This is a genomic window from Haloarcula sp. CBA1122, assembly GCF_009741785.1.
GTDB lineage: Archaea > Halobacteriota > Halobacteria > Halobacteriales > Haloarculaceae > Haloarcula > Haloarcula hispanica.
This window is the reverse complement of the sequence record NZ_WPCB01000022.1, coordinates 37,025-56,054: the sequence shown is the minus strand read 5'-3', so window position 1 is coordinate 56,054 and position 19,030 is coordinate 37,025. Positions and strand designations below refer to the sequence as shown.

At 63.0% G+C, this 19,030-nt stretch carries 27 protein-coding genes, 1 tRNA gene and 3 pseudogenes; 25 read left to right on the top strand and 6 right to left on the bottom strand.

Going from position 1 to position 19,030, the window contains the following annotated elements; translation table 11 throughout:
- From mch to GJ630_RS10720, 5 genes and pseudogenes are all read right to left on the bottom strand, one after another.
- Nucleotides 1-783, bottom strand: a pseudogene (gene mch / locus GJ630_RS10740) (methenyltetrahydromethanopterin cyclohydrolase); the annotation flags it as partial.
- A 24-nt stretch (nucleotides 784-807) separates the two neighbouring features.
- Nucleotides 808-1,140 carry an MTH1187 family thiamine-binding protein gene (locus GJ630_RS10735; RefSeq protein WP_064287669.1) on the bottom strand — a complete coding sequence of 111 codons (333 nt, stop codon included), beginning with the start codon at nucleotides 1,138-1,140 and terminating at the stop codon, nucleotides 808-810.
- Nucleotides 1,141-1,222: 82 nt separating this feature from the next.
- Nucleotides 1,223-1,873: an HVO_2922 family protein gene (locus tag GJ630_RS10730; RefSeq protein ID WP_050007733.1), complete on the bottom strand. Its 651-nt coding sequence runs from the start codon at nucleotides 1,871-1,873 to the stop codon at nucleotides 1,223-1,225.
- A 349-nt stretch (nucleotides 1,874-2,222) separates the two neighbouring features.
- Nucleotides 2,223-3,626 (bottom strand): hybrid sensor histidine kinase/response regulator, encoded by a 1,404-nt coding sequence (locus GJ630_RS10725; RefSeq protein ID WP_064287668.1) that lies wholly within the window; start codon nucleotides 3,624-3,626, stop codon nucleotides 2,223-2,225.
- Nucleotides 3,627-3,909: 283 nt separating this feature from the next.
- A tRNA-Gly gene (locus GJ630_RS10720) sits at nucleotides 3,910-3,981 on the bottom strand.
- Nucleotides 3,982-4,330: 349 nt separating this feature from the next.
- Here GJ630_RS10720 and GJ630_RS10715 point away from each other — a divergent pair.
- The 25 genes and pseudogenes from GJ630_RS10715 (at nucleotide 4,331) to secY (ending at nucleotide 18,464) form a co-directional block, all read left to right on the top strand.
- Nucleotides 4,331-5,177: pseudogene (locus tag GJ630_RS10715) on the top strand (putative RNA uridine N3 methyltransferase).
- Nucleotides 5,178-5,181: 4 nt separating this feature from the next.
- Entirely contained in the window at nucleotides 5,182-6,198 is a 1,017-nt protein-coding gene (gene rpl3p, locus GJ630_RS10710) for a 50S ribosomal protein L3 (protein ID WP_008312890.1), read from the top strand.
- Between the two features lie 3 nt (nucleotides 6,199-6,201).
- Nucleotides 6,202-6,942 (top strand): 50S ribosomal protein L4, encoded by a 741-nt coding sequence (gene rpl4p, locus GJ630_RS10705; protein WP_191449875.1) that lies wholly within the window; start codon nucleotides 6,202-6,204, stop codon nucleotides 6,940-6,942.
- Entirely contained in the window at nucleotides 6,939-7,196 is a 258-nt protein-coding gene (locus GJ630_RS10700) for a 50S ribosomal protein L23 (RefSeq protein ID WP_004591553.1), read from the top strand. The genes rpl4p and GJ630_RS10700 overlap by 4 nt, the downstream gene beginning before the upstream one ends.
- Nucleotides 7,197-7,198: 2 nt before the next feature.
- Nucleotides 7,199-7,921: a 50S ribosomal protein L2 gene (locus tag GJ630_RS10695; protein WP_004957415.1), complete on the top strand. Its 723-nt coding sequence runs from the start codon at nucleotides 7,199-7,201 to the stop codon at nucleotides 7,919-7,921.
- Entirely contained in the window at nucleotides 7,918-8,340 is a 423-nt protein-coding gene (locus GJ630_RS10690) for a 30S ribosomal protein S19 (RefSeq protein WP_004516967.1), read from the top strand. Before GJ630_RS10695 ends, GJ630_RS10690 begins: the two co-directional genes overlap by 4 nt.
- A gap of 2 nt (nucleotides 8,341-8,342) precedes the next feature.
- Nucleotides 8,343-8,810, top strand: a complete 468-nt coding sequence (locus GJ630_RS10685) for a 50S ribosomal protein L22 (RefSeq protein ID WP_008312913.1) — start codon at nucleotides 8,343-8,345, stop codon at nucleotides 8,808-8,810.
- The gene (locus GJ630_RS10680) at nucleotides 8,810-9,724 is read left to right on the top strand and encodes a 30S ribosomal protein S3 (protein WP_064287665.1); all 915 of its coding nucleotides are present in this window, start codon (nucleotides 8,810-8,812) and stop codon (nucleotides 9,722-9,724) included. Before GJ630_RS10685 ends, GJ630_RS10680 begins: the two co-directional genes overlap by 1 nt.
- Nucleotides 9,721-9,936 (top strand): 50S ribosomal protein L29, encoded by a 216-nt coding sequence (gene rpmC, locus GJ630_RS10675; protein WP_004516964.1) that lies wholly within the window; start codon nucleotides 9,721-9,723, stop codon nucleotides 9,934-9,936. Before GJ630_RS10680 ends, rpmC begins: the two co-directional genes overlap by 4 nt.
- Entirely contained in the window at nucleotides 9,936-10,220 is a 285-nt protein-coding gene (locus tag GJ630_RS10670) for a ribonuclease P protein component 1 (RefSeq protein WP_191449874.1), read from the top strand. Before rpmC ends, GJ630_RS10670 begins: the two co-directional genes overlap by 1 nt.
- Nucleotides 10,211-10,549 carry a 30S ribosomal protein S17 gene (locus GJ630_RS10665; RefSeq protein ID WP_004591559.1) on the top strand — a complete coding sequence of 113 codons (339 nt, stop codon included), beginning with the start codon at nucleotides 10,211-10,213 and terminating at the stop codon, nucleotides 10,547-10,549. Before GJ630_RS10670 ends, GJ630_RS10665 begins: the two co-directional genes overlap by 10 nt.
- Nucleotides 10,549-10,947, top strand: a complete 399-nt coding sequence (locus GJ630_RS10660; protein ID WP_004516961.1) for a 50S ribosomal protein L14 — start codon at nucleotides 10,549-10,551, stop codon at nucleotides 10,945-10,947. The genes GJ630_RS10665 and GJ630_RS10660 overlap by 1 nt, the downstream gene beginning before the upstream one ends.
- A 4-nt stretch (nucleotides 10,948-10,951) precedes the next feature.
- On the top strand, nucleotides 10,952-11,314 hold the full coding sequence (gene rplX, locus GJ630_RS10655; protein ID WP_014040872.1) for a 50S ribosomal protein L24: 363 nt from the start codon (nucleotides 10,952-10,954) through the stop codon (nucleotides 11,312-11,314).
- A complete protein-coding gene (locus GJ630_RS10650; protein WP_023843358.1) occupies nucleotides 11,311-12,015 on the top strand; it encodes a 30S ribosomal protein S4e in 705 nt (234 codons plus the stop codon). Before rplX ends, GJ630_RS10650 begins: the two co-directional genes overlap by 4 nt.
- Nucleotides 12,012-12,545, top strand: coding sequence for a 50S ribosomal protein L5 (locus GJ630_RS10645; protein WP_004591562.1), 534 nt, complete (start codon nucleotides 12,012-12,014; stop codon nucleotides 12,543-12,545). The genes GJ630_RS10650 and GJ630_RS10645 overlap by 4 nt, the downstream gene beginning before the upstream one ends.
- The gene (locus GJ630_RS10640) at nucleotides 12,542-12,727 is read left to right on the top strand and encodes a 30S ribosomal protein S14 (protein WP_004591563.1); all 186 of its coding nucleotides are present in this window, start codon (nucleotides 12,542-12,544) and stop codon (nucleotides 12,725-12,727) included. Before GJ630_RS10645 ends, GJ630_RS10640 begins: the two co-directional genes overlap by 4 nt.
- Before the next feature lie 2 nt (nucleotides 12,728-12,729).
- Nucleotides 12,730-13,122 carry a 30S ribosomal protein S8 gene (locus tag GJ630_RS10635; RefSeq protein WP_004516956.1) on the top strand — a complete coding sequence of 131 codons (393 nt, stop codon included), beginning with the start codon at nucleotides 12,730-12,732 and terminating at the stop codon, nucleotides 13,120-13,122.
- 2 nt (nucleotides 13,123-13,124) lie between these two features.
- Nucleotides 13,125-13,661 carry a 50S ribosomal protein L6 gene (locus GJ630_RS10630; RefSeq protein ID WP_004591564.1) on the top strand — a complete coding sequence of 179 codons (537 nt, stop codon included), beginning with the start codon at nucleotides 13,125-13,127 and terminating at the stop codon, nucleotides 13,659-13,661.
- Complete coding sequence (locus GJ630_RS10625) at nucleotides 13,661-14,386, top strand: 50S ribosomal protein L32e (RefSeq protein WP_008312922.1); 726 nt, start codon at nucleotides 13,661-13,663, stop codon at nucleotides 14,384-14,386. Before GJ630_RS10630 ends, GJ630_RS10625 begins: the two co-directional genes overlap by 1 nt.
- Nucleotides 14,386-14,835 carry a 50S ribosomal protein L19e gene (locus GJ630_RS10620; protein WP_191449873.1) on the top strand — a complete coding sequence of 150 codons (450 nt, stop codon included), beginning with the start codon at nucleotides 14,386-14,388 and terminating at the stop codon, nucleotides 14,833-14,835. The genes GJ630_RS10625 and GJ630_RS10620 overlap by 1 nt, the downstream gene beginning before the upstream one ends.
- Nucleotides 14,835-15,398 (top strand): 50S ribosomal protein L18, encoded by a 564-nt coding sequence (locus GJ630_RS10615; RefSeq protein ID WP_023843357.1) that lies wholly within the window; start codon nucleotides 14,835-14,837, stop codon nucleotides 15,396-15,398. Before GJ630_RS10620 ends, GJ630_RS10615 begins: the two co-directional genes overlap by 1 nt.
- Nucleotides 15,395-16,033 (top strand): 30S ribosomal protein S5, encoded by a 639-nt coding sequence (locus GJ630_RS10610; RefSeq protein WP_004957374.1) that lies wholly within the window; start codon nucleotides 15,395-15,397, stop codon nucleotides 16,031-16,033. The genes GJ630_RS10615 and GJ630_RS10610 overlap by 4 nt, the downstream gene beginning before the upstream one ends.
- Complete coding sequence (rpmD, locus tag GJ630_RS10605) at nucleotides 16,033-16,497, top strand: 50S ribosomal protein L30 (RefSeq protein ID WP_129755370.1); 465 nt, start codon at nucleotides 16,033-16,035, stop codon at nucleotides 16,495-16,497. The genes GJ630_RS10610 and rpmD overlap by 1 nt, the downstream gene beginning before the upstream one ends.
- Entirely contained in the window at nucleotides 16,497-16,994 is a 498-nt protein-coding gene (locus GJ630_RS10600) for an uL15m family ribosomal protein (protein WP_008312927.1), read from the top strand. Before rpmD ends, GJ630_RS10600 begins: the two co-directional genes overlap by 1 nt.
- A 6-nt stretch (nucleotides 16,995-17,000) precedes the next feature.
- Nucleotides 17,001-18,464: a preprotein translocase subunit SecY gene (secY, locus tag GJ630_RS10595; protein ID WP_014040867.1), complete on the top strand. Its 1,464-nt coding sequence runs from the start codon at nucleotides 17,001-17,003 to the stop codon at nucleotides 18,462-18,464.
- Nucleotides 18,465-18,774: 310 nt separating this feature from the next.
- Here secY and GJ630_RS10590 read toward each other — a convergent pair.
- Nucleotides 18,775-18,987 (bottom strand): annotated as a pseudogene (locus GJ630_RS10590) (IS6 family transposase); the annotation flags it as partial.
- Nucleotides 18,988-19,030: the final 43 nt, after the last annotated feature.

The following is a 19,030-nucleotide window of genomic DNA, read 5'->3' as shown; positions in this document are numbered from 1 at the left end:
CCTCCAGTGGCTCGCCGTACTCTTCGGCTGCGACGGACGGGACCTCGTCGAAGCGGTCGAGGATTCGTCGACAGTGAGGTGGACCTCGCTGCCGTAGGCGAGCGCGTCCGTGGTCCGGGCCATCGCGGTCGCTTCGTCGCCGGCGACCGGCGCGACCGGCGCGCGGCCGCTGGCCGACAGCACCGACACCGGGTCGAAGCCGAGTTCGGCCAGCCGGAACACGGCCAGTTCGGCGGCCCGGGCCGCGGCGACGACGCTCCCGGTGACACTCGCGGTTGCGAACGACGGCAGGAACACGCCCGTCTCGGGGACGCCGGTACGCTCGGCGACCTGGCTCGCAACGTCCTCGTCCGGCAGTTCGTCGGTTTCCAGGGCCAGCACGGCGAAGTCGGCGTCCTCGCGGTAGCCGATGCGCTGGAAGGCCTCCTCCTCAGCGACGAGCGCGCGTGCGGGACCGCTCCCGAGTGCCTGAAAGTCGTCGACAGTCAGTTCCCAGCCGCCCTTCTGCGAGCACAGCAGGGCCAGCGCCGGGTGGTCCGTCGACAGTTCGACGTGGTTCAGCGGCGCGCCGTCGACGGTGGCCATCGTGGACTGGACCGTCGCCAGCCCGGCCGTCTGGATTTCCGCGAGTAGCATGCCGGCTTCGACAGCGCCGGGGACCTCGACGCCGAAGTCCAGCACCGCGGCGTCGCCCTCCAGCGCGTGTACGTCTATCGTGAGTTCGTCGGCGAAGTCGATGGCCTCGTCAACGAGTTCCGTGGCCATCCGATTGAGACTGTCCATACGCCGTCTTTGGCACCCTTCCCTTTAATCTCCGCCTTCGGCCGCGTCGCTTCTGGCTGCCCGACCCAGATGCTCCTCAACGGCGTTGACCTTGTCCCGCGCCTGCTGGTCGACGGTCCGCTTGTCGTCGATCTTCAGGAACGTGCTCACGCGGTCGCTCTGCTCGCCGACGGCCTCGTGAGCCGCGTGGGTGGCCGCGAACAGCTCCTCGCTGTCCTCCGCTTCGATGATGGTCCCCATCGGCGTCGTCTCGTATTCGACGTCGAACGCTTCCAGCGCCGCGACGGCGTCGGCGACGTAGGAAGACATGCTCCCTTCGATGACCGGTGCGACCGAGAGAAACCCTATGCAGGTCATACCGGTTCCGACGCGTGCCCGCGACCTAACCGCTGTGGTACTCGCCTGGGGACTGGACCGAAGAAACTCCCGTTCGAAGCGCTTACTCGCCTTCCTCGACCGGAGCCCCGCGAGCGTTCGTCTTCACGCTCTGGAGGCCCTGCTTCGCCTTCTGCTTGGAGGCGTAGCCCTGTCCGCAGTCCGCGATTATTTCCCCGTTGTCGTGGCGGAGCCGCCAGCGCGCCTTGCCCTCGCTGTCTTTGAAGAGTTCGAACGTCGCTTTGCTGCCCCCCTCTTCGACAACACCGTCGTCGTCTTTGGACTCGTCGACGACGTACGCGCCGGGTGCGTTGGATTTGACGCTTTCGAGCCCCTGTTCGGCCTTCTGCTTGGAGGCGTAGCCTTCCCCGCTGTCGGCGATGATGTTTCCGTTGTCGTGGACGAGCCGCCAGCGGTACTGCTCGGCATTGTCCTCGTACACCTCGAAGGTCGCCTTGCTCGCAGCCACGTCAGTCGCTACCTCCCCCTCGTCTTCGTCCCACTGCATATCGATTTCAAGTGTGACAGTGCCGTCTTCCTGCTCGACCTCAACCTCGAACTCGGATTCGGCCGGCGGCGTGACCGTCACAGTCTGTTCCTCATCTGCCGGGGCCGGCTCACCGCGGCTGAGCCTGTTCGCCAGCCGTCGGAAGTACGACGCAATTCCTCTTCGGCTCCGCGTTTCCTGTGACTCGTGGACCGTCTCGTCTGTCATACAACCGGACTGACGATGGGACAACAAATAATGGTACTCCATACTCAAAACGGCACCCGACCTCCTCAGAACAGCTGACCGAAATAACAGGGTCTCGGCTGGCACGATACACCCTCTGGTGGACAGCTCTCCCGCGACGGCACGTAATAGGTCGTCGAACCGGAACGACGACTGACGGGTGTGTACGAAGGGCTACGCGACCCCATGCGACAGGTTCCTTCCAATTCGGGACAGAGAAGTACGCTGTGTGAATTCGCCGCTACTCGTCAGGCACTGACACTGTCGATTTCGATAGCATAACAACGAGTGGCACCTGTGGGACGAATCCGCCACGTAGGGCATTACAGAATCAGAGAGAAATGTCGAAGCGTGCCCCGCCGTCGCGGCCCTCACTGATGGTGATTTCCCAGCCGTGGGCGGTGACGATGTCCGTGACAATAGAGAGTCCGAATCCGGACCCGTCGTTGCTCGTCGTGTACCCGTGTTCAAGAACAGTCGTCCGGTCCTCTGGGGGGATGCCGCGGCCGTCATCTTCGATATAGAAGCCCGAAAGCTCAGTTTCGTCCGCATCGTCGAGTGTCCCCACTCGAATAGTCAGCGGCGTGTCGTTGTGGTCGAACGCGTTCCGAAAGAGATTCTCGAAAACCTGTAGCAGGCGGTCACGGTCTGTCTCAACCGCGACATCTCTTGTAAGGTTCAGTTCGAGCGTCCCGCCGTCTGTCTGGGTGTGTTCCCACGCGTCTTCAGCGACGGCAGCGAGTGCGACCCGAGACAAGTCGGTGATGCTCTCGCCCACACGAGCGAGTGTCAGCAATTCGTCTATCATCGTTTCCATCCGGTCGAGGTTCCTCTCCATCGTCTCGACGTGCTCCGTGGGCGCATCATCTCGGACGAAATCCACTCTGGCCCTCGTAACCATCAACGGGTTCCGGAGGTCATGCGAGACGACGCTCGCGAACTTGTCCAGTTTCTCGTTGGACTGTTCGAGCTCTCGCTTTGTCTTTTTGAGTTTCTGCTCGTCGTGTTTCTGCTGTGTAATTTCTCTGGAGATGAACTGGACAGTGTTTGTGTCCCCAGTCTCGCTGAGCGGCGTGACAATGTTGTGAAAGTGACGTACCCCAATGGAATCCTGAAACGTCACCGCGCTCCCGGCGGTAATGGCGCGTTGACCGTATTCGAGGCGGTCGGACGCTATTTCGGCCGGGAGTGCGTCCGACAACTGCGAGTCGATGAGTTCCGGGCGCGTGGTATCGTGTGCCCGCGCCATCGACTTGTTCGCTGCACGGATTCGTCCGTCGGTGGAGACCTCCACGATTTCGTCCGGTGTATTGTCGACCAGTTTCTCGTACTTCTGTTGTGCACGGTGTTGCCCGACAACGTTGCGTATCCGCGTGGCGAGCAACTGGAGTCGTTCTCCGTCTATGATTTTCTTCTTCTGAAGGTAATCATCGACACCGGTCCCGATTGCGTCACTGGCTACGTCCTCCCCGCCTTGCCCGGTTAGTAGAATAAACGGTATGTCAAACTCCTCACTCACCTCGGTACACAGCTCCAGCCCGTCCATGCCTGGCATCTTGTAGTCGCTGACGACACAGTCGACACGCTGCTCTCGTAACGACGCAAGCGCTTCCTGTCCTGTACTTGCCGTTTTGGTGGTGAAGCCGTGTGCGTCACTGAGCTTTTCCGACGCTATCTCGACAAAGAAATCACTGTCATCAACGACGAGTACACTGATATCCCCAGCAGAATCCATCGTACCCTCTAACTGGCTTGCAGACTGTTAACTGCCGGGTTTTGTTGCGGATAGATGATAACTCTACACAGTGAGAACTCGGACGCACAAATGGTGAGGCCCACGAAACGGTGGTTGCTGACAGACATTCACTGAGGGAACTGGACGGAAAAACAGACCCGTGTCCTCACTCGCTACGCTCGTTGTGGGCGCTGCGACTGGCAGGGCTCAAATCCAGTGCGATTACAGCATCCAGTACGCGGCGCGATAAAACGCACCGCTCAGGAGTTTGGATGAAGAGAAATGCGCTGGCTGGGATTTGAACCCAGGTTGTGACCATGGCAAGGTCACGTGATACCAACTACACTACCAGCGCTCGCTTCGTTCTGCACTGACCCTCACGGCCGTCGGCCGCTCGGTACCAGCGCGCAACGCCTCGTTGCAATCAAATCTGGCGGGGGTGAGAGTAAAAAGCCTTCCGTTTTCCGGGGAAAACCATGGGAAGTGAGGGCAATCGCCGCCCCGTCTGAGAGCCGTATCGTGTGATGACTTCACGGGGCATGGCCTTTCGGAAGCGGCAATCCAGTGAACGGTCCCATCGGTCCCGAACCGGCATGACGGACCATGTGAACGCGACGCATCGCGAACGCGAAACGGGGCCTTTTTAAGCCCGGGAAGGGGAGATATCGGCACAGTCTAGTGGCGCGACGTGGAAGCGTCACGGCATGACGACCAGCGTACTCGTGCCGTCTTCCCTCGCACGGGAAGCCGAAGACAGACGCGAGGCAACTCGCAAGCTCGGTTACGTGGCCCGCGCGGCCGCGGTCTACCGGGTTGATCGGCTGACAGTGTACCCCGACCCTGACGGGGCGGGCAAGTGGGAAGACGGGTTCGTCGAAACCGTGCTGCGGTACGCCGCGACGCCCCCCGCACCTCCGAAAGGAGATGTGGGGTAAGCGGGACGAACTGGAGTACGTCGGCGTCCTGCCGCCGCTCCGCGTGCGTTCACAGACCGGCTCCGGATCTGAGGGTTCGGGGTCGTTAAGACAGGGAATCGTGACCGAGGTCGGAGCTGATGGGCGCGTCCGGGTCAATTGCGGCATGCAACACCCGATCTCCCTTCCCGTCCCAGCGGATATGGACGTGGAACAGGGGGAGCGCGTGACCGTCAGGGTCTCTTCGCGACGGCCGGTCCGGGCGAAACTCGTCGACGCCCCCACAACGGGATTCGACGTTGTCGCCGCGGACCTCGATGCGGCACTCTCGCGCGACGATGCCGGGCTCACTATCGCGTCCTCGCGATACGGCGAGCCGGTAACGTCGACCCGTCTCGGCCAGTTGGCCGAGCGGCGCGACGCCGAGGGCGGCATGACCGTCGCCTTCGGGGCACCCGAGCGCGGGTTACCGTCGATACTCGACGTTGCCCCGGACGCCGTCGGGGGAGACCAGACGAGCGACGAACCAGAAGGGTTCGACCTCTGGCTGAATACGGTTCCGAACCAGGGCAGTGAGGTCGTGCGAACGGAAGAAGCTCTGTTCGCCTCCCTCACCTGTCTAACCCTCACGGAGTAAACGAATGCCACAACCAAGCAGACCACGCAAAGGCTCGCTGGGCTTCGGCCCGCGCAAGCGCTCGACGAGCGAGACGCCTCGCTTCAACAGCTGGCCGTCTGACGACGGGCAGCCGGGCGTCCAAGGGTTCGCCGGCTACAAGGCAGGCATGACACACGTCGTGCTCGTCAACGACGAACCCAACTCCCCCCGCGAGGGGATGGAGGAGACTGTCCCGGTGACAGTCATCGAGACGCCGCCGATGCGCGCCGTCGCCCTGCGAGCGTACGAAGACACGCCGTACGGTCAGCGTCCGCTGACGGAAGTCTGGACCGACGAGTTCCACTCGGAACTCGACCGGACCCTGGACGTTCCGGAGGACCACGATCCGGACGCTGCTGAGGAACAGGTACGAGACGCACTCGAGGCCGGTGACCTCGGGGACGTGCGACTCATTACGCACACCGTCCCCGACGCCGTCCCGAGCGTCCCAAAGAAAAAGCCCGACGTGATGGAGACTCGCGTCGGCGGTGGGTCCGTTTCGGACCGCCTCGACCACGCCCTCGACCTCGTTGAGGACGGTGGCGAACACGCCATGAACGACATCTTCCGCGCCGGCGAGTACGCCGACGTGGCCGGTGTCACGAAAGGCAAAGGGACGCAGGGTCCCGTCAAGCGATGGGGCGTCCAGAAGCGGAAAGGCAAGCACGCCCGCCAGGGATGGCGCCGACGGATCGGCAACCTCGGTCCGTGGAACCCGTCCCGTGTGCGCTCGACGGTCCCCCAGCAGGGGCAGACCGGCTACCACCAGCGCACCGAGCTCAACAAGCGCCTCATCGACATCGGCGACGGCGACGAACCGACCGTCGATGGCGGCTTCGTCAACTACGGCGAAGTCGATGGGCCGTACACGCTCGTGAAGGGCTCCGTACCCGGTCCGGACAAGCGCCTGGTGCGCTTCCGGCCCGCGGTGCGTCCGAACGACCAGCCGCGCCTCGACCCCGAGGTGCGCTACGTCTCCAACGAATCGAACCAGGGATAACCTATGCAGGCAACAATCTACGACCTGGACGGCAACACAGACGGCGAGGTCGACCTGCCGGACGTCTTCGAGACGCCGGTTCGGTCCGACCTCATCGGCAAAGCTGTACGTGCCGCACAGGCCAACCGAAAGCAGGACTACGGGTCCGACGAGTACGCCGGCCTCCGAACGCCGGCCGAGTCCTTCGGTAGCGGCCGCGGCCAGGCACACGTCCCGAAGCAGGACGGCCGTGCCCGCCGCGTCCCGCAGGCGGTCAAGGGGCGAAGCGCCCACCCGCCGAAAGCCGAGAAGGACCGCTCGCTCGACCTCAACGACAAGGAACGGCAGCTGGCCGTTCGCTCGGCGCTGGCCGCGACGGCCGACGCCGACCTCGTCGCCGACCGCGGCCACGAGTTCGACCGTGACGAAGTGCCCGTCGTCGTCTCCGACGACTTCGAGGACCTCGTCAAGACGCAGGAAGTCGTCTCGCTGCTGGAGGCGCTCGACGTCCACGCGGACATCGACCGCGCCGACGAGACGAAGATCAAGGCTGGACAGGGTTCGGCCCGTGGACGGAAGTACCGTCGTCCCGCCTCGATCCTCTTCGTGACCAGCGACGAGCCGTCGAAGGCCGCCCGCAACCTCGCGGGCGCCGACGTGGCGACCGCAAGCGAGGTCAACACGGAAGACCTCGCGCCCGGCGGCGCGCCCGGTCGACTCACCGTCTTCACGGAATCCGCACTCGCGGAGGTGGCCGAGCGATGAGCTGGGATGTCATCAAACACCCACACGTCACCGAGAAGGCCATGAACGACATGGACTTCCAGAACAAGCTCCAGTTCGCCGTCGACGACCGCGCCTCCAAGGGCGAAGTCGCCGACGCCGTCGAGGAGCAGTACGACGTGACAGTCGAACAGGTCAACACGCAGAACACGATGGACGGCGAGAAGAAGGCCGTCGTTCGCCTCTCTGAGGACGACGACGCCCAGGAAGTCGCCTCCAGAATTGGGGTGTTCTAACGATGGGACGACGAATCCAAGGACAACGGCGCGGCCGCGGGACCTCCACGTTCCGTGCTCCGTCGCACCGTTACAAGGCTGATCTGGAGCACCGCAAGGTCGAGGACGGCGACGTCATCGCCGGCACGGTCGTCGACATTGAGCACGACCCTGCCCGCTCGGCTCCGGTCGCTGCCGTCGAGTTCGAAGACGGCGACCGACGACTTATTCTCGCGCCGGAAGGCGTCGGGGTAGGCGACGAGCTACAGGTCGGCGTCAGCGCCGAGATCGCACCCGGGAACACGCTCCCGCTGGCCGAGATCCCAGAGGGGGTCCCGGTGTGCAACGTCGAATCCAGTCCCGGTGACGGTGGGAAGTTCGCCCGCGCGTCGGGTGTCAACGCCCAACTGCTCACCCACGACCGCAACGTCGCGGTCGTCAAGCTCCCCTCCGGGGAGATGAAGCGGCTTGACCCGCAGTGTCGTGCCACCATCGGCGTCGTCGCCGGTGGCGGCCGAACTGACAAGCCGTTCGTGAAGGCTGGCAACAAGCATCACAAGATGAAAGCGCGAGGGACGAAGTGGCCCAACGTCCGCGGTGTGGCGATGAACGCCGTCGACCACCCGTTCGGTGGCGGCGGCCGCCAGCACCCCGGCAAGCCCAAGTCCATCTCGCGGAACGCCCCGCCTGGCCGTAAGGTCGGGGACATCGCCTCGAAGCGAACTGGTCGAGGTGGCAACGAATGAGCTCAGAATATCAAATCGGCCACGAAGGAGAGTTCTCCTTCCGCGGCCACACGCTCGACGAGCTGCAGGAGATGGAGCTCGAGGAAGTCGCGGAACTGCTCCCCGCTCGACAGCGGCGAAGTATCGTACGCGGCCTGACCGAGGAGAAACACAAGCTCCTCGAGAAGGCCCGCGAGGCCGGCGAAGAGGAGACAGCCAACGACCCGATCCGGACACACCTGCGCGACATGCCGGTGGTCCCGGAGATGGTCGGGCTGACCTTCGCCGTCCACGACGGCCAGAACTTCGAGCGTGTCAAAGTCGAGCCCGAGATGCTCGGCCACTACCTCGGTGAGTTCCAGCTCACACGGAGTAGCGTCGAACACGGTCAGGCCGGTATCGGAGCGACACGCTCCTCGAAGTTCGTACCGCTCAAATAATCATGGGAATCAGTTACTCAGTCGAAGCCGACCCGGACACGACGGCCAAAGCGATGCTCCGGGAGCGGCAGATGAGCTTCAAGCACAGCAAGGCCATCGCCCGCGAAATCAAGGGCAAAACGGCCGGCGAGGCTGTCGACTACCTCGACGCGGTTATCGAGGGCGACCAGCCCGTTCCGTTCAAACAGCACAACTCGGGCGTCGGCCACAAAAGCAAGGTCGACGGCTGGGACGCCGGACGCTACCCGGAGAAGGCCAGCAAGGCCTTCCTCGACCTGCTCGAGAACGCGGTCGGCAACGCCGACCACCAGGGCTTCGACGGTGAGGCCATGACGATCACGCACGTCGCCGCCCACAAGGTCGGCGAGCAGCAGGGTCGCAAGCCCCGCGCGATGGGGCGTGCCTCGGCGTGGAACAGCCCGCAGGTCGACGTCGAACTCATCCTCGAAGAGCCGGAGGTCGAAGACTAATGGCCGACGAACAACAGTTCATCGAGGACGGACTCCAGCGGACCCAGATCGACGAGTTCTTCGCAGAGGAACTCGGTCGCGCCGGCTACGGCGGCATGGACGTCGCCAAGACGCCGATGGGGACCCAGATCGTGCTCAAAGCCGAGAAGCCAGGGATGGTCATCGGCAAGGGCGGGAAGAACATCCGGAAGATCACGACGGAACTCGAGGACCGATTCAACCTCGACGACCCGCAAGTCGACGTGCAGGAAGTCGACGAGCCGGACCTCAACGCCCGCATCGTCGCGGACCGACTGGCCAACGCACTCGAGCGTGGCTGGTACTTCCGCAAAGCGGGCCACACCACCATCGACCGCATCATGGAGTCGGGCGCACTCGGTGCAGAGATCGTCCTCTCCGGGAAGGTCACGGGTGCACGCTCGCGCGTGGAGAAGTTCAACCGCGGCTACGTCAAGCACAACGGCGAACCCGCAGAGGAGATCGTCGACAGCGGTGTCGGCGTCGCCGTGATGAAGCTCGGTACCATCGGGGTCCGAGTCAAGATCATCCCGCCGGACGCGGAGCTCCCCGACGACTTCGAGATCTACGAGGATGTCGACGTCGAGGACTACGTGGCCGACACCGACGGCGAGTCCGTCGAGGAACTCCTCGAAGGCGAGCCTGAAGACAGCGAGACGGCCGAGGAACTCGACGAAGACGTGGCCACCGGGGCCGACGACGAGTCCGAGGCTGACGAGGAGTTCGTCGACGAGGAAATCGTCGAGGAAGACGTCGAGGTCCCGACTGACGACGATGTCGAGGACGTCGACGTCGACGAACTCGAAGACGCTGTCGACGAGGAACTCGACGAGGACGTCGAGGCGGAAGCCGAAGAGCTGATGGACGAAATGGACGAGGAGGCTGACGACGAATGACCGTCCTCCACGTCCAGGAGATTCGGGACATGACGCCCGCCGAGCGCGAGGCGGAACTCGACGACCTGAAGACCGAACTGCTGAACGCCCGGGCCGTGCAGGCCGCGGGTGGTGCACCGGAAAACCCCGGTCGCATCAAGGAGCTGCGGAAAGCCATCGCCCGCATCAAGACGATTCAGGGCGAAGAAGGCGACCTGCAGGAGAACGAATAATGCCACTGACACCCGAGACGCTCCCACGACACGAACTCGTCGGCCTCGACTGTGAGGTCGTCGCCGCGTCCAACCCGGACGCCGTCGGTATCAGCGGCACTGTCGTCATGGAGACGACACAGATGCTGACAATCGAGGGGGCCGACCGGGTGTGGCACGTGCCGAAGGACAGCGCGACCTTTTCGTTCACCGTCGACGGACAGCGAGTCCGGGTCGACGGGGACCGACTCGTCGCGCGTCCCGCTCGTCGCACAGAGAACACAGGAGATTCACTATGGCGCTAGGACTGAACGTACAGGAACCGGAGGAAACCTGTGCCGATCAGAACTGCCCGTTCCACGGAGAGCTCTCCGTGCGCGGACAGACACTGAACGGCGAGGTAGCCTCCACTGACATGGAGAAGACCGTTGTCGTCGAGCGCGAGTACGACGTGAAGGTGCCGAAATACGACCGCTTCATGAAGCGGCGGAGCCGCGTTCCGGCTCACGCACCCGATTGTCTCGACCTCGCGGTCGGTGACACGGTCACGATAGCAGAGTGTCGACCGCTCTCGAAAACGAAAAGCCACGTCGTTGTCGGCGTGGTCGCCGACGAACAGGACGGTGATGCCTGATGGAAGCACTCGGTGCTGACGTCACGCAAGGCCTCGAGAAGGGCTCGCTCATTACGTGTGCGGACAACACGGGAGCGCGCGAACTCAAGGTCATTTCCGTCCACGGCTACTCGGGAACGAAGAACCGCCACCCCAAAGCTGGGCTGGGCGACAAGATCACGGTCTCGGTCACCAAGGGGACGCCCGAAATGCGTCGTCAGGTGCTCGAAGCCGTCGTCGTCCGCCAGCGAAAGCCGATCCGTCGACCCGACGGCACCCGCGTCAAGTTCGAAGACAACGCGGCCGTCATCGTCGACGAAAACGAGGACCCGCGCGGGACCGAGCTGAAAGGTCCAATCGCACGGGAAGTCGCACAGCGATTCGGCAGTGTGGCATCAGCAGCGACGATGATCGTATAGAACCATGAGCAAGCAACCAGACAAACAACGCAAGAGTCAACGACGTGCCCCGCTTCACGAGCGGCACAAGCAGGTCCGGGCGACGCTTTCGGCCGACCTCCGCGAGGAGTACGGCCAGCGCAACGTCCGCGTCAACGCTGGTGACACCGTCGAGGTGCTCCGCGGCGACTTCGCCGGCGAGGAAGGCGAAGTCCTTGAGGTCAATCTCGACAAGGCCGTCATCCACGTCGAAGACGTCACGCTCGAGAAGACGGACGGCGAGGAAGTCCCGCGACCGCTTGACACCTCGAACGTCCGCGTGACGGACCTGGACCTCGAAGACGAGAAGCGCGAGGCGCGTCTCGAATCGGAGGATGATTCCGCATGAGTAACCACCAGAAGCGACTCTCGGTGCCCAACAGTTGGCCCGTAGAGCGCAAGACCGCGACGTTTACGGTGAAAGCCGGCGCCGGCCCGCACGGTGAGGACGGGGTTCCCCTACTCATCGTTCTTCGGGACGTGCTCGGCTACGCCGACAACCGCAAAGAAGCCCGCTACGCCCTCAACGAGGACAACGTCCTCATCAACGGGAAGGCCATCTCCGACGAGGAACGCCCCGTCGGGATGTTCGACATCCTGGCCTTCACCGAGCGCGAGGAGTACTACCGCGTGTTCCCCGGCGAGGGTGGTCGGCTGGCGCTGACCGCAATCGACCCGGACGCGGCCGAGTCCAAGCTCGGTAAAATCGTCACCAAGACCCACGTCTCCGGTGGCGACGTTCAGCTGGGCCTCCACGACGGTGAGACGCTCGTCGTCGAGGACGCCCAGACCTACGACGCTGGCGACTCCATCGTCGTCGGCAACGAGGACGGTGAAATCGTCGCCCACTTCGAGTACGAAGAGGGCGCGCTCGTCACCGCCGTCGACGGCGCCCACGCGGGCGAAGTCGGCGAAATCGAGGAGATTCAGGTGACGCCGGGTTCGGCACAGAACAACGTGATAGTCTCGCAGGATGGCGACGAAGGCTTCGAGACGGTCGAAGAGTACGTCGTCGTCATCGACGAGAACTTCACAGGTGATGACGAATGAGCTCCGAGAGTGAGTCCGGCGGCGACTTCCACGAGATGCGCGAACCGCGTATCGAGAAGGTCGTCGTTCACATGGGTATCGGCCACGGTGGCCGTGACCTCGCCAACGCAGAGGACATCCTCGGGGAAATCACCGGGCAGACGCCGGTACGAACGAAGGCCAAGCGGACTGTCGGCGAGTTCGACATCCGCGAGGGCGACCCAATCGGTGCGAAGGTCACCCTCCGCGATGAGATGGCTGAAGAGTTCCTCCAGACGGCGCTGCCGCTGGCCGAACTGGCGACGAGCCAGTTCGACGACACCGGCAACTTCAGCTTCGGCGTCGAGGAACACACCGAGTTCCCGAGCCAGGAGTACGACCCGAGCATCGGAATCTACGGGCTGGACGTGACGGTTAACCTCGTCCGTCCCGGCTACCGCGTCGCCAAGCGCGACAAGGCGTCGCGCTCGATTCCGACCAAGCATCGACTCAACCCGGCCGACGCAGTCGCGTTTATCGAGTCGACCTACGACGTGGAGGTGAGCGAATGAGCGAAAGTGAAACCACAGACGAGCCCGATTCCGAGACGGCATCCAGTGAGCGAACTGGCCAGCTCGAGTCCTGTCAGCGCTGCGGTCGCGAACAGGGACTCGTCGGCAAGTACGACATCTGGCTGTGCCGCCAGTGCTTCCGCGAGATTTCGCGAGGCATGGGCTTCAGGAAGTACAGCTAACAATGACAGGGAACGACCCATTTGCCAACGCACTGTCGGCGCTTAACAACGCCGAAAGCGTCGGGCACCTAGAGCAGACAGTATCGCCAGCTTCGAACGAGATCGGCAGCGTCCTCGAGGTCTTCTACGACCGCGGGTACATCGACGGATTCAGTTTCGTCGACGACGGCAAAGCCGGCGAGTTCGAAGTTGAACTGAAAGGAGCCATCAACGAGTGTGGCCCGGTCAAGCCCCGCTACTCTGCGGGCGCAGACGAGTTCGAGAAATGGGAGAAGCGGTTCCTCCCGGCCCGTGACTACGGGACCCTCGTCGTTACGACCAGCCACGGCATCATGAGCCACTACGAGGCTCGTGAGCAGGGCGTCGGTGGCCAAGTCATCGCGTACGTATACTAACAATGCCACGAGTAGAACTGGAGATTCCGGAGGACGTGGACGCCGAGCAGGACCACCTTGACATCACCGTCGAGGGGGACAACGGCAGCGTCACGCGTCGGCTCTGGTACCCTGACATCGACGTGTCCGTCGACGGCGACACGGTCGTCATCGAATCCGATGAGGACAACGCCAAGACGATGTCGACGATCGGTACCTTCCAGAGCCACATCGAGAATATGTTCCACGGCGTGACCGAGGGCTGGGAGTACGGTATGGAGGTCTTTTACTCTCACTTCCCGATGCAGGTCGACGTCGAGGGTGACGAAGTCGTCATCGAGAACTTCCTGGGCGAGAAGGCCCCCCGCCGCACGACGATCCACGGCGACACGGACGTCGAAATCGACGGTGAGGAGCTGACCATCAGCGGTCCCGACATCGAAGCTGTCGGCCAGACCGCCGCGGACATCGAGCAGCTCACGCGCATCAACGACAAGGACGTGCGCGTGTTCCAGGACGGGGTGTACATCACCCGCAAACCGAACCGAGGTGACGCCTGATGGCGGATAACGAAGAAGACGTCGAAGCAGAGGAAGAGTACACCGAACTGACTGACATCAGCGGCGTCGGCCCGTCCAAGGCGGAGTCGCTCCGCGAGGCCGGCTTCGAATCGGTCGAAGACGTTCGCGGTGCCGACCAGTCCGCGCTCGCCGATGTCAGCGGTATCGGGAACGCGCTGGCGGCCCGAATCAAGGCCGACGTCGGCGGACTCGAAGTCGAGTCCGAGACCGAAGCCGAAGTCGAAGAGGAAGGCGGCGAGGAAGCGCCCGACGAGGACGTGGAGACGGAACTCCAGGCCCGCGGGCTCACCGACAAGACGCCGGACCTCTCCGACGAGGACGCGCGGCTCCTGACCCAGCGACACCGGGTCGGCAAGCCGCAGTTCAACCGCCAGGACCACCACAAGAAAAAGCGCGTCTCGACCTCGTGGCGCAAGCCCCGCGGCCAGCTCTCGAAGCAGCGCCGCGGCATCAAGGGCAAGGGCGACACGGTCGAGGCGGGCTTCCGCTCGCCGACCGCGGTTCGCGGCAAGCATCCGTCCGGCTTCGAGGAGGTTCGCGTGCACAACGTGGACGACCTCGAAGGCGTCGACGGCGACACAGAGGCTGTCCGGATCGCCTCGAAGGTCGGTGCTCGCAAGCGCGAGCGAATCGAAGAGGAAGCCGAGGACGCGGGCATCCGCGTGCTCAACCCCACCTACGTCGAAGTCGAGGTGAGTGAGTGATGACTGATCTCTCCGCACAGAAGCGACTCGCGGCTGACGTCCTCGACGTCGGGAAGAACCGCGTCTGGTTCGACCCCGAGCGACAGGGCGACATCGCCGATGCGATTACCCGCGAGGACGTTCGCGAACTGGTCGATGAGGGCGCCATTCAGGCGAAAGACAAGAAAGGCAACTCCCGCGGACGCGCCCGGGAGCGCCAGAAGAAGCGTGCGTACGGCCACCAGAAGGGAGCCGGTTCCCGGAAGGGCAAGGCAGGCGCACGGCAGAACTCCAAGGAGGACTGGGAGTCACGCATCCGCGCACAGCGGACGAAGCTGCGCGAACTGCGTGACGAGGGAACGCTTTCGAGTTCGCAGTACCGCGACCTGTACGACAAGGCCGGCGGTGGCGAGTTCGACAGCGTTGCCGATCTCGAACGTTACATCGACGCAAACCACGGTGACGCATAATGGCGACAGGACCACGATACAAAGTACCGATGCGGCGACGCCGCGAGGCCAGAACCGATTACCATCAGCGGTTGCGCCTGTTGAAATCCGGTAAGCCACGTCTCGTTGCTCGAAAGAGCAATAAACACGTCAGGGCGCAGCTGGTGACGCTTGGCCCCAACGGCGACGACACTCTCGCGTCCGCTCACTCGAGCGACCTCGCCGAGTACGGCTGGGAGGCCCCGACGGGCAACATGCCCTCGGCCTACCTCACCGGTCTGCTCGCCGGGCTTCGCGCGCAGGAAGCGGGCATCGAGGAGGCAGTGCTCGACATCGGACTCAACAGCCCGACCCCCGGAAGCAAAGTATTCGCAATACAGGAAGGCGCAATCGACGCCGGCCTGGACATTCCGCACAACGACGACGTACTCGCCGACTGGCAGCGCACGCGCGGTGCCCACATCGCCGAGTACGACGAGCAGCTCGAGGAGCCGCTGTACAGCGGTGACTTCGACGCTGCAGACCTCCCGGAGCACTTCGACGAGCTCCGAGAGACCCTACTGGACGGTGACATCGAACTATGAGTGCTAACAACGGATGGGAGCCACGGACACGCCTCGGCAAGCAGGTCGTCGAGGGCGAAATCGACTCCATGCAGGAGGCGCTGAACTCCGGGCTCCCGCTGAAAGAATCGGAAGTCGTCGACCAGCTCGTTCCCGACCTGGAAGACGAAGTGCTGGACATCAACATGGTCCAGCGGATGACAGACTCCGGCCGCCGCGTGAAGTTCCGCTGCGTGGTCGCCGTTGGCAACCGCGACGGCCTCATCGGCTACGCCGAAGGGCGTGACGACCAGGTCGGCGGTGCCATCCAGAAAGCCATCGACATCGCAAAGCTGAATATCATCGACGTCTCCCGCGGCTGCGGGTCCTGGGAGTGTGGCTGTGGCCGTCCGCACACGGTCGCGCTGCGCACCGAGGGCAAGGCCGGGAGCGTCGAAGTCGAGCTGCAGCCGGCCCCGCGCGGGCTGGGCCTCGCGGGCGGAGAGACCGTCCGCAAGGTGCTTGAACTCGCCGGTATCGAGGACATCTGGACACGCAGTAGCGGGAACACGCGCACCACGGTCAACTTCGCGAAGGCGACGTTCAACGCCCTGCAGAACACGGCCGAGGCGCGCGTCCCCGAACGGACCTTCGAGAAACGAGAGGTGATCGAGTGATGCACGCGCTCGTCCAGCTCCGTGGCGAAGTCAACATGCACACCGACATCCAGGACACGCTGGAGATGCTCAACATCCACCACGTGAACCACTGCACGCTCGTCCCCGAGACGGACGCCTACCGCGGCATGGTGACGAAGGTCAACGACTTCGTCGCCTTCGGTGAGCCGAGCCAGGAGACGCTGGAGACAGTCCTGGCGACGCGCGCCGAGCCGCTCGAGGGCGACGCCGACGTGGACGACGAGTGGGTCGCCGAGCACACGGACTACGACGACATCTCCGGGCTCGCGTTCGCGCTCCTCTCCGAGGAGACGACGCTACGCGAGCAGGGACTGTCCCCGACGCTCCGTCTGCACCCGCCCCGTGGCGGCCACGACGGCGTCAAACACCCCGTCAAGGAGGGCGGGCAGCTCGGGAAACACGACACCGAGGGAATCGACGAACTCCTGGAGGCGATGCGATAATGACGAGCAAAAAGAAACGACAGCGTGGCTCGCGCACGCACGGCGGCGGCTCGCACAAGAACCGACGTGGTGCCGGCCACCGCGGTGGTCGCGGTGCCGCAGGCCGTGACAAGCACGAATTCCACAACCACGAACCGCTCGGCAAGAGCGGCTTCAAGCGCCCGCAGAAGGTGCAGGAAGAGGCCGCCACTATCGACGTTCGCGAGATCGACGAGAACGTGACGCTGCTGGCCGCCGACGACGTCGCCGAAGTCGAAGACGGTGGCTTCCGCGTTGATGTCCGTGATGTGGTCGAAGACGCCGACGACGCCGATTACGTGAAGGTACTCGGTGCCGGCCAGGTTCGCCACGAACTCACGCTCATCGCCGACGACTTCTCCGAGGGCGCTCGCGAGAAAGTCGAAGCCGCAGGCGGGAGCGTCGAACTGACCGACCTCGGCCAGGAGCGCCAGGCCGAGGCCGAGACAGACGAAGACGCGGACGCGGACGAGGAATAACGAACGATGAGCTGGAAGGACACCGCCGAACCACTGCTTGTCCGGATGCCCGCAGTCCAGCGGCCGGACGGACACGTTCCGTTCAAGCGCAAGCTCACCTGGACAGGAGGCGTGCTCCTGCTGTATTTCTTCCTGACGAACGTGAAGCTGTTCGGGCTGGACATCGACGCCAGTCAACAGGTGTTCGGGCGCTTCTCCTCGATTCTGGCCTCTGGCCAGGGGAGCATCATGCAGCTGGGTATCGGTCCGATCGTTACGGCGTCCATCGTGTTACAGCTCCTCGGTGGGGCGGACCTGCTCGGGCTGAACACCCAAGACGACCCGCGAGACCAGATCCTCTATCAGGGACTCCAGAAGCTGCTGGTACTCGTGATGATCTGTCTTACCGGGCTCCCGATGGTGTTTGCCGGCGGCTTCCTCCCGGCTGACACGGCGGTCGCGAACTCACTGGGTATCGGTACGGCCGGTGTCCAGTGGCTCATCTTCGCCCAGATGTTCGTCGGCGGTGTCCTCATCCTGTTCATGGACGAGGTCATCTCCAAATGGGGCGTCGGCTCCGGTATCGGCCTGTTCATTGTCGCCGGCGTGAGCCAGCGACTCATCGGTGGCATCCTGACGACGCCGTTTATCGGCAACAACGAAGGGATCATCTACACCTGGTACCTGTTCATCACCGGCGAGCGCGGCACCGGGCCAGTGCTGGCTGCTGATGGCCTCCAGACCGTGTTGCTGCAGGGCGAACTGCTGGGACTGTTCACGACGGTCCTCATCTTCGCAGTGGTCGTCTACGCTGAATCGGTCCGCGTGGAGATCCCGCTGTCGAACGCCCGCGTGAAAGGAGCCCGTGGCCGCTTCCCGGTCAAGCTCATCTACGCGAGCGTCCTGCCGATGATCCTCGTCCGGGCACTGCAGGCGAACATCCAGTTCCTGGGCCGTATCCTGAACGCCCAGCTGGGTTCGATGCCAGCGTTCCTTGGCACGTACGCCAACGGCCAGCCGACCGGCGGCCTGTTCTACTTCCTCGCCCCCATTCAGAGCCGTGGCGACTGGATGTGGTGGCTGGAAGGGACTGCTCAGCCGGTCTGGCAGATCCTGACCCGCGTTGGAATCGACCTGTTCGTCATGCTGGTCGGCGGCGCAGTCTTCGCCGTGTTCTGGGTCGAAACCACCGACATGGGCCCGGAAGCAACGGCCAAGCAGATCCACAACTCTGGGATGCAGATCCCCGGCTTCCGACAGAACGTCGGCGTCATCGAAAAGGTCCTCGAGCGGTATATCCCGCAAGTGACTGTCATCGGCGGCGCCTTGGTTGGGTTGCTCGCCGTGATGGCCAACATGCTGGGTACCATCGGCGGCGTCTCCGGTACCGGGCTGCTACTGACGGTCTCCATTACGTACAAGCTGTACGAGGAGATCGCCGAAGAGCAGCTCATGGAGATGCATCCGATGATGCGCCAGATGTTTGGGTAGACTTACTACAATTTAGTAAACCCGACTTTTTTGATGGAATATTGTAAACCTATTACACTCTCCCGATAGCCATTGGCTATGTCGGAGCAAGAATATGAAGAGCTACCAAGTCCACACACGTCATTGAAACGTCATCCAAAGGATATAAAGAGTGGTTACAGGCAATCAATGGGGGGAGACTATGAATATTATAACTCGATTTAAACCTCTATCAGACACGAATTAGACAATAATTTCGGCTTCGTACAGCATAATCAAGAGTCTAAACAAGAGGCTAATGTAGACCTTTCATTTCTGGAGCCGGTAGTGTTTAGTTTGGAGCATTGTGCCAGCTAGCGAAACTCTGGAGCCAATTTTCAGCTGTCTTCGGTTCGACGTGACTAAAACAGTTTGAAAACGAAGAAGTTCGACGTTTTACTTCTCGGAAGATACGTTTGACAGTATTCCGATTTCCGTGGCGTTCTGTCTGAAATCGGAACCCGAATCGTTGCAGTGCAGCTCGGAGGTGTTTCGCGCCATCGATATACGTGCTTGGCTGACGTGGTGCGAATCTGAAGTGTAGATGC

What these genes read in the sequence shown, in the direction of transcription:
- GJ630_RS10735 (WP_064287669.1), bottom strand. Translation starts at nt 1,140, where the DNA reads ATGACCTGCATAGGGTTTCTCTCGGTCGCACCGGTCATCGAAGGGAGC.
- GJ630_RS10730 (WP_050007733.1), bottom strand. Translation starts at nt 1,873, where the DNA reads ATGACAGACGAGACGGTCCACGAGTCACAGGAAACGCGGAGCCGAAGA.
- GJ630_RS10725 (WP_064287668.1), bottom strand. Translation starts at nt 3,626, where the DNA reads ATGGATTCTGCTGGGGATATCAGTGTACTCGTCGTTGATGACAGTGAT.
- rpl3p (WP_008312890.1), top strand. Translation starts at nt 5,182, where the DNA reads ATGCCACAACCAAGCAGACCACGCAAAGGCTCGCTGGGCTTCGGCCCG.
- rpl4p (WP_191449875.1), top strand. Translation starts at nt 6,202, where the DNA reads ATGCAGGCAACAATCTACGACCTGGACGGCAACACAGACGGCGAGGTC.
- GJ630_RS10700 (WP_004591553.1), top strand. Translation starts at nt 6,939, where the DNA reads ATGAGCTGGGATGTCATCAAACACCCACACGTCACCGAGAAGGCCATG.
- GJ630_RS10695 (WP_004957415.1), top strand. Translation starts at nt 7,199, where the DNA reads ATGGGACGACGAATCCAAGGACAACGGCGCGGCCGCGGGACCTCCACG.
- GJ630_RS10690 (WP_004516967.1), top strand. Translation starts at nt 7,918, where the DNA reads ATGAGCTCAGAATATCAAATCGGCCACGAAGGAGAGTTCTCCTTCCGC.
- GJ630_RS10685 (WP_008312913.1), top strand. Translation starts at nt 8,343, where the DNA reads ATGGGAATCAGTTACTCAGTCGAAGCCGACCCGGACACGACGGCCAAA.
- GJ630_RS10680 (WP_064287665.1), top strand. Translation starts at nt 8,810, where the DNA reads ATGGCCGACGAACAACAGTTCATCGAGGACGGACTCCAGCGGACCCAG.
- rpmC (WP_004516964.1), top strand. Translation starts at nt 9,721, where the DNA reads ATGACCGTCCTCCACGTCCAGGAGATTCGGGACATGACGCCCGCCGAG.
- GJ630_RS10670 (WP_191449874.1), top strand. Translation starts at nt 9,936, where the DNA reads ATGCCACTGACACCCGAGACGCTCCCACGACACGAACTCGTCGGCCTC.
- GJ630_RS10665 (WP_004591559.1), top strand. Translation starts at nt 10,211, where the DNA reads ATGGCGCTAGGACTGAACGTACAGGAACCGGAGGAAACCTGTGCCGAT.
- GJ630_RS10660 (WP_004516961.1), top strand. Translation starts at nt 10,549, where the DNA reads ATGGAAGCACTCGGTGCTGACGTCACGCAAGGCCTCGAGAAGGGCTCG.
- rplX (WP_014040872.1), top strand. Translation starts at nt 10,952, where the DNA reads ATGAGCAAGCAACCAGACAAACAACGCAAGAGTCAACGACGTGCCCCG.
- GJ630_RS10650 (WP_023843358.1), top strand. Translation starts at nt 11,311, where the DNA reads ATGAGTAACCACCAGAAGCGACTCTCGGTGCCCAACAGTTGGCCCGTA.
- GJ630_RS10645 (WP_004591562.1), top strand. Translation starts at nt 12,012, where the DNA reads ATGAGCTCCGAGAGTGAGTCCGGCGGCGACTTCCACGAGATGCGCGAA.
- GJ630_RS10640 (WP_004591563.1), top strand. Translation starts at nt 12,542, where the DNA reads ATGAGCGAAAGTGAAACCACAGACGAGCCCGATTCCGAGACGGCATCC.
- GJ630_RS10635 (WP_004516956.1), top strand. Translation starts at nt 12,730, where the DNA reads ATGACAGGGAACGACCCATTTGCCAACGCACTGTCGGCGCTTAACAAC.
- GJ630_RS10630 (WP_004591564.1), top strand. Translation starts at nt 13,125, where the DNA reads ATGCCACGAGTAGAACTGGAGATTCCGGAGGACGTGGACGCCGAGCAG.
- GJ630_RS10625 (WP_008312922.1), top strand. Translation starts at nt 13,661, where the DNA reads ATGGCGGATAACGAAGAAGACGTCGAAGCAGAGGAAGAGTACACCGAA.
- GJ630_RS10620 (WP_191449873.1), top strand. Translation starts at nt 14,386, where the DNA reads ATGACTGATCTCTCCGCACAGAAGCGACTCGCGGCTGACGTCCTCGAC.
- GJ630_RS10615 (WP_023843357.1), top strand. Translation starts at nt 14,835, where the DNA reads ATGGCGACAGGACCACGATACAAAGTACCGATGCGGCGACGCCGCGAG.
- GJ630_RS10610 (WP_004957374.1), top strand. Translation starts at nt 15,395, where the DNA reads ATGAGTGCTAACAACGGATGGGAGCCACGGACACGCCTCGGCAAGCAG.
- rpmD (WP_129755370.1), top strand. Translation starts at nt 16,033, where the DNA reads ATGCACGCGCTCGTCCAGCTCCGTGGCGAAGTCAACATGCACACCGAC.
- GJ630_RS10600 (WP_008312927.1), top strand. Translation starts at nt 16,497, where the DNA reads ATGACGAGCAAAAAGAAACGACAGCGTGGCTCGCGCACGCACGGCGGC.
- secY (WP_014040867.1), top strand. Translation starts at nt 17,001, where the DNA reads ATGAGCTGGAAGGACACCGCCGAACCACTGCTTGTCCGGATGCCCGCA.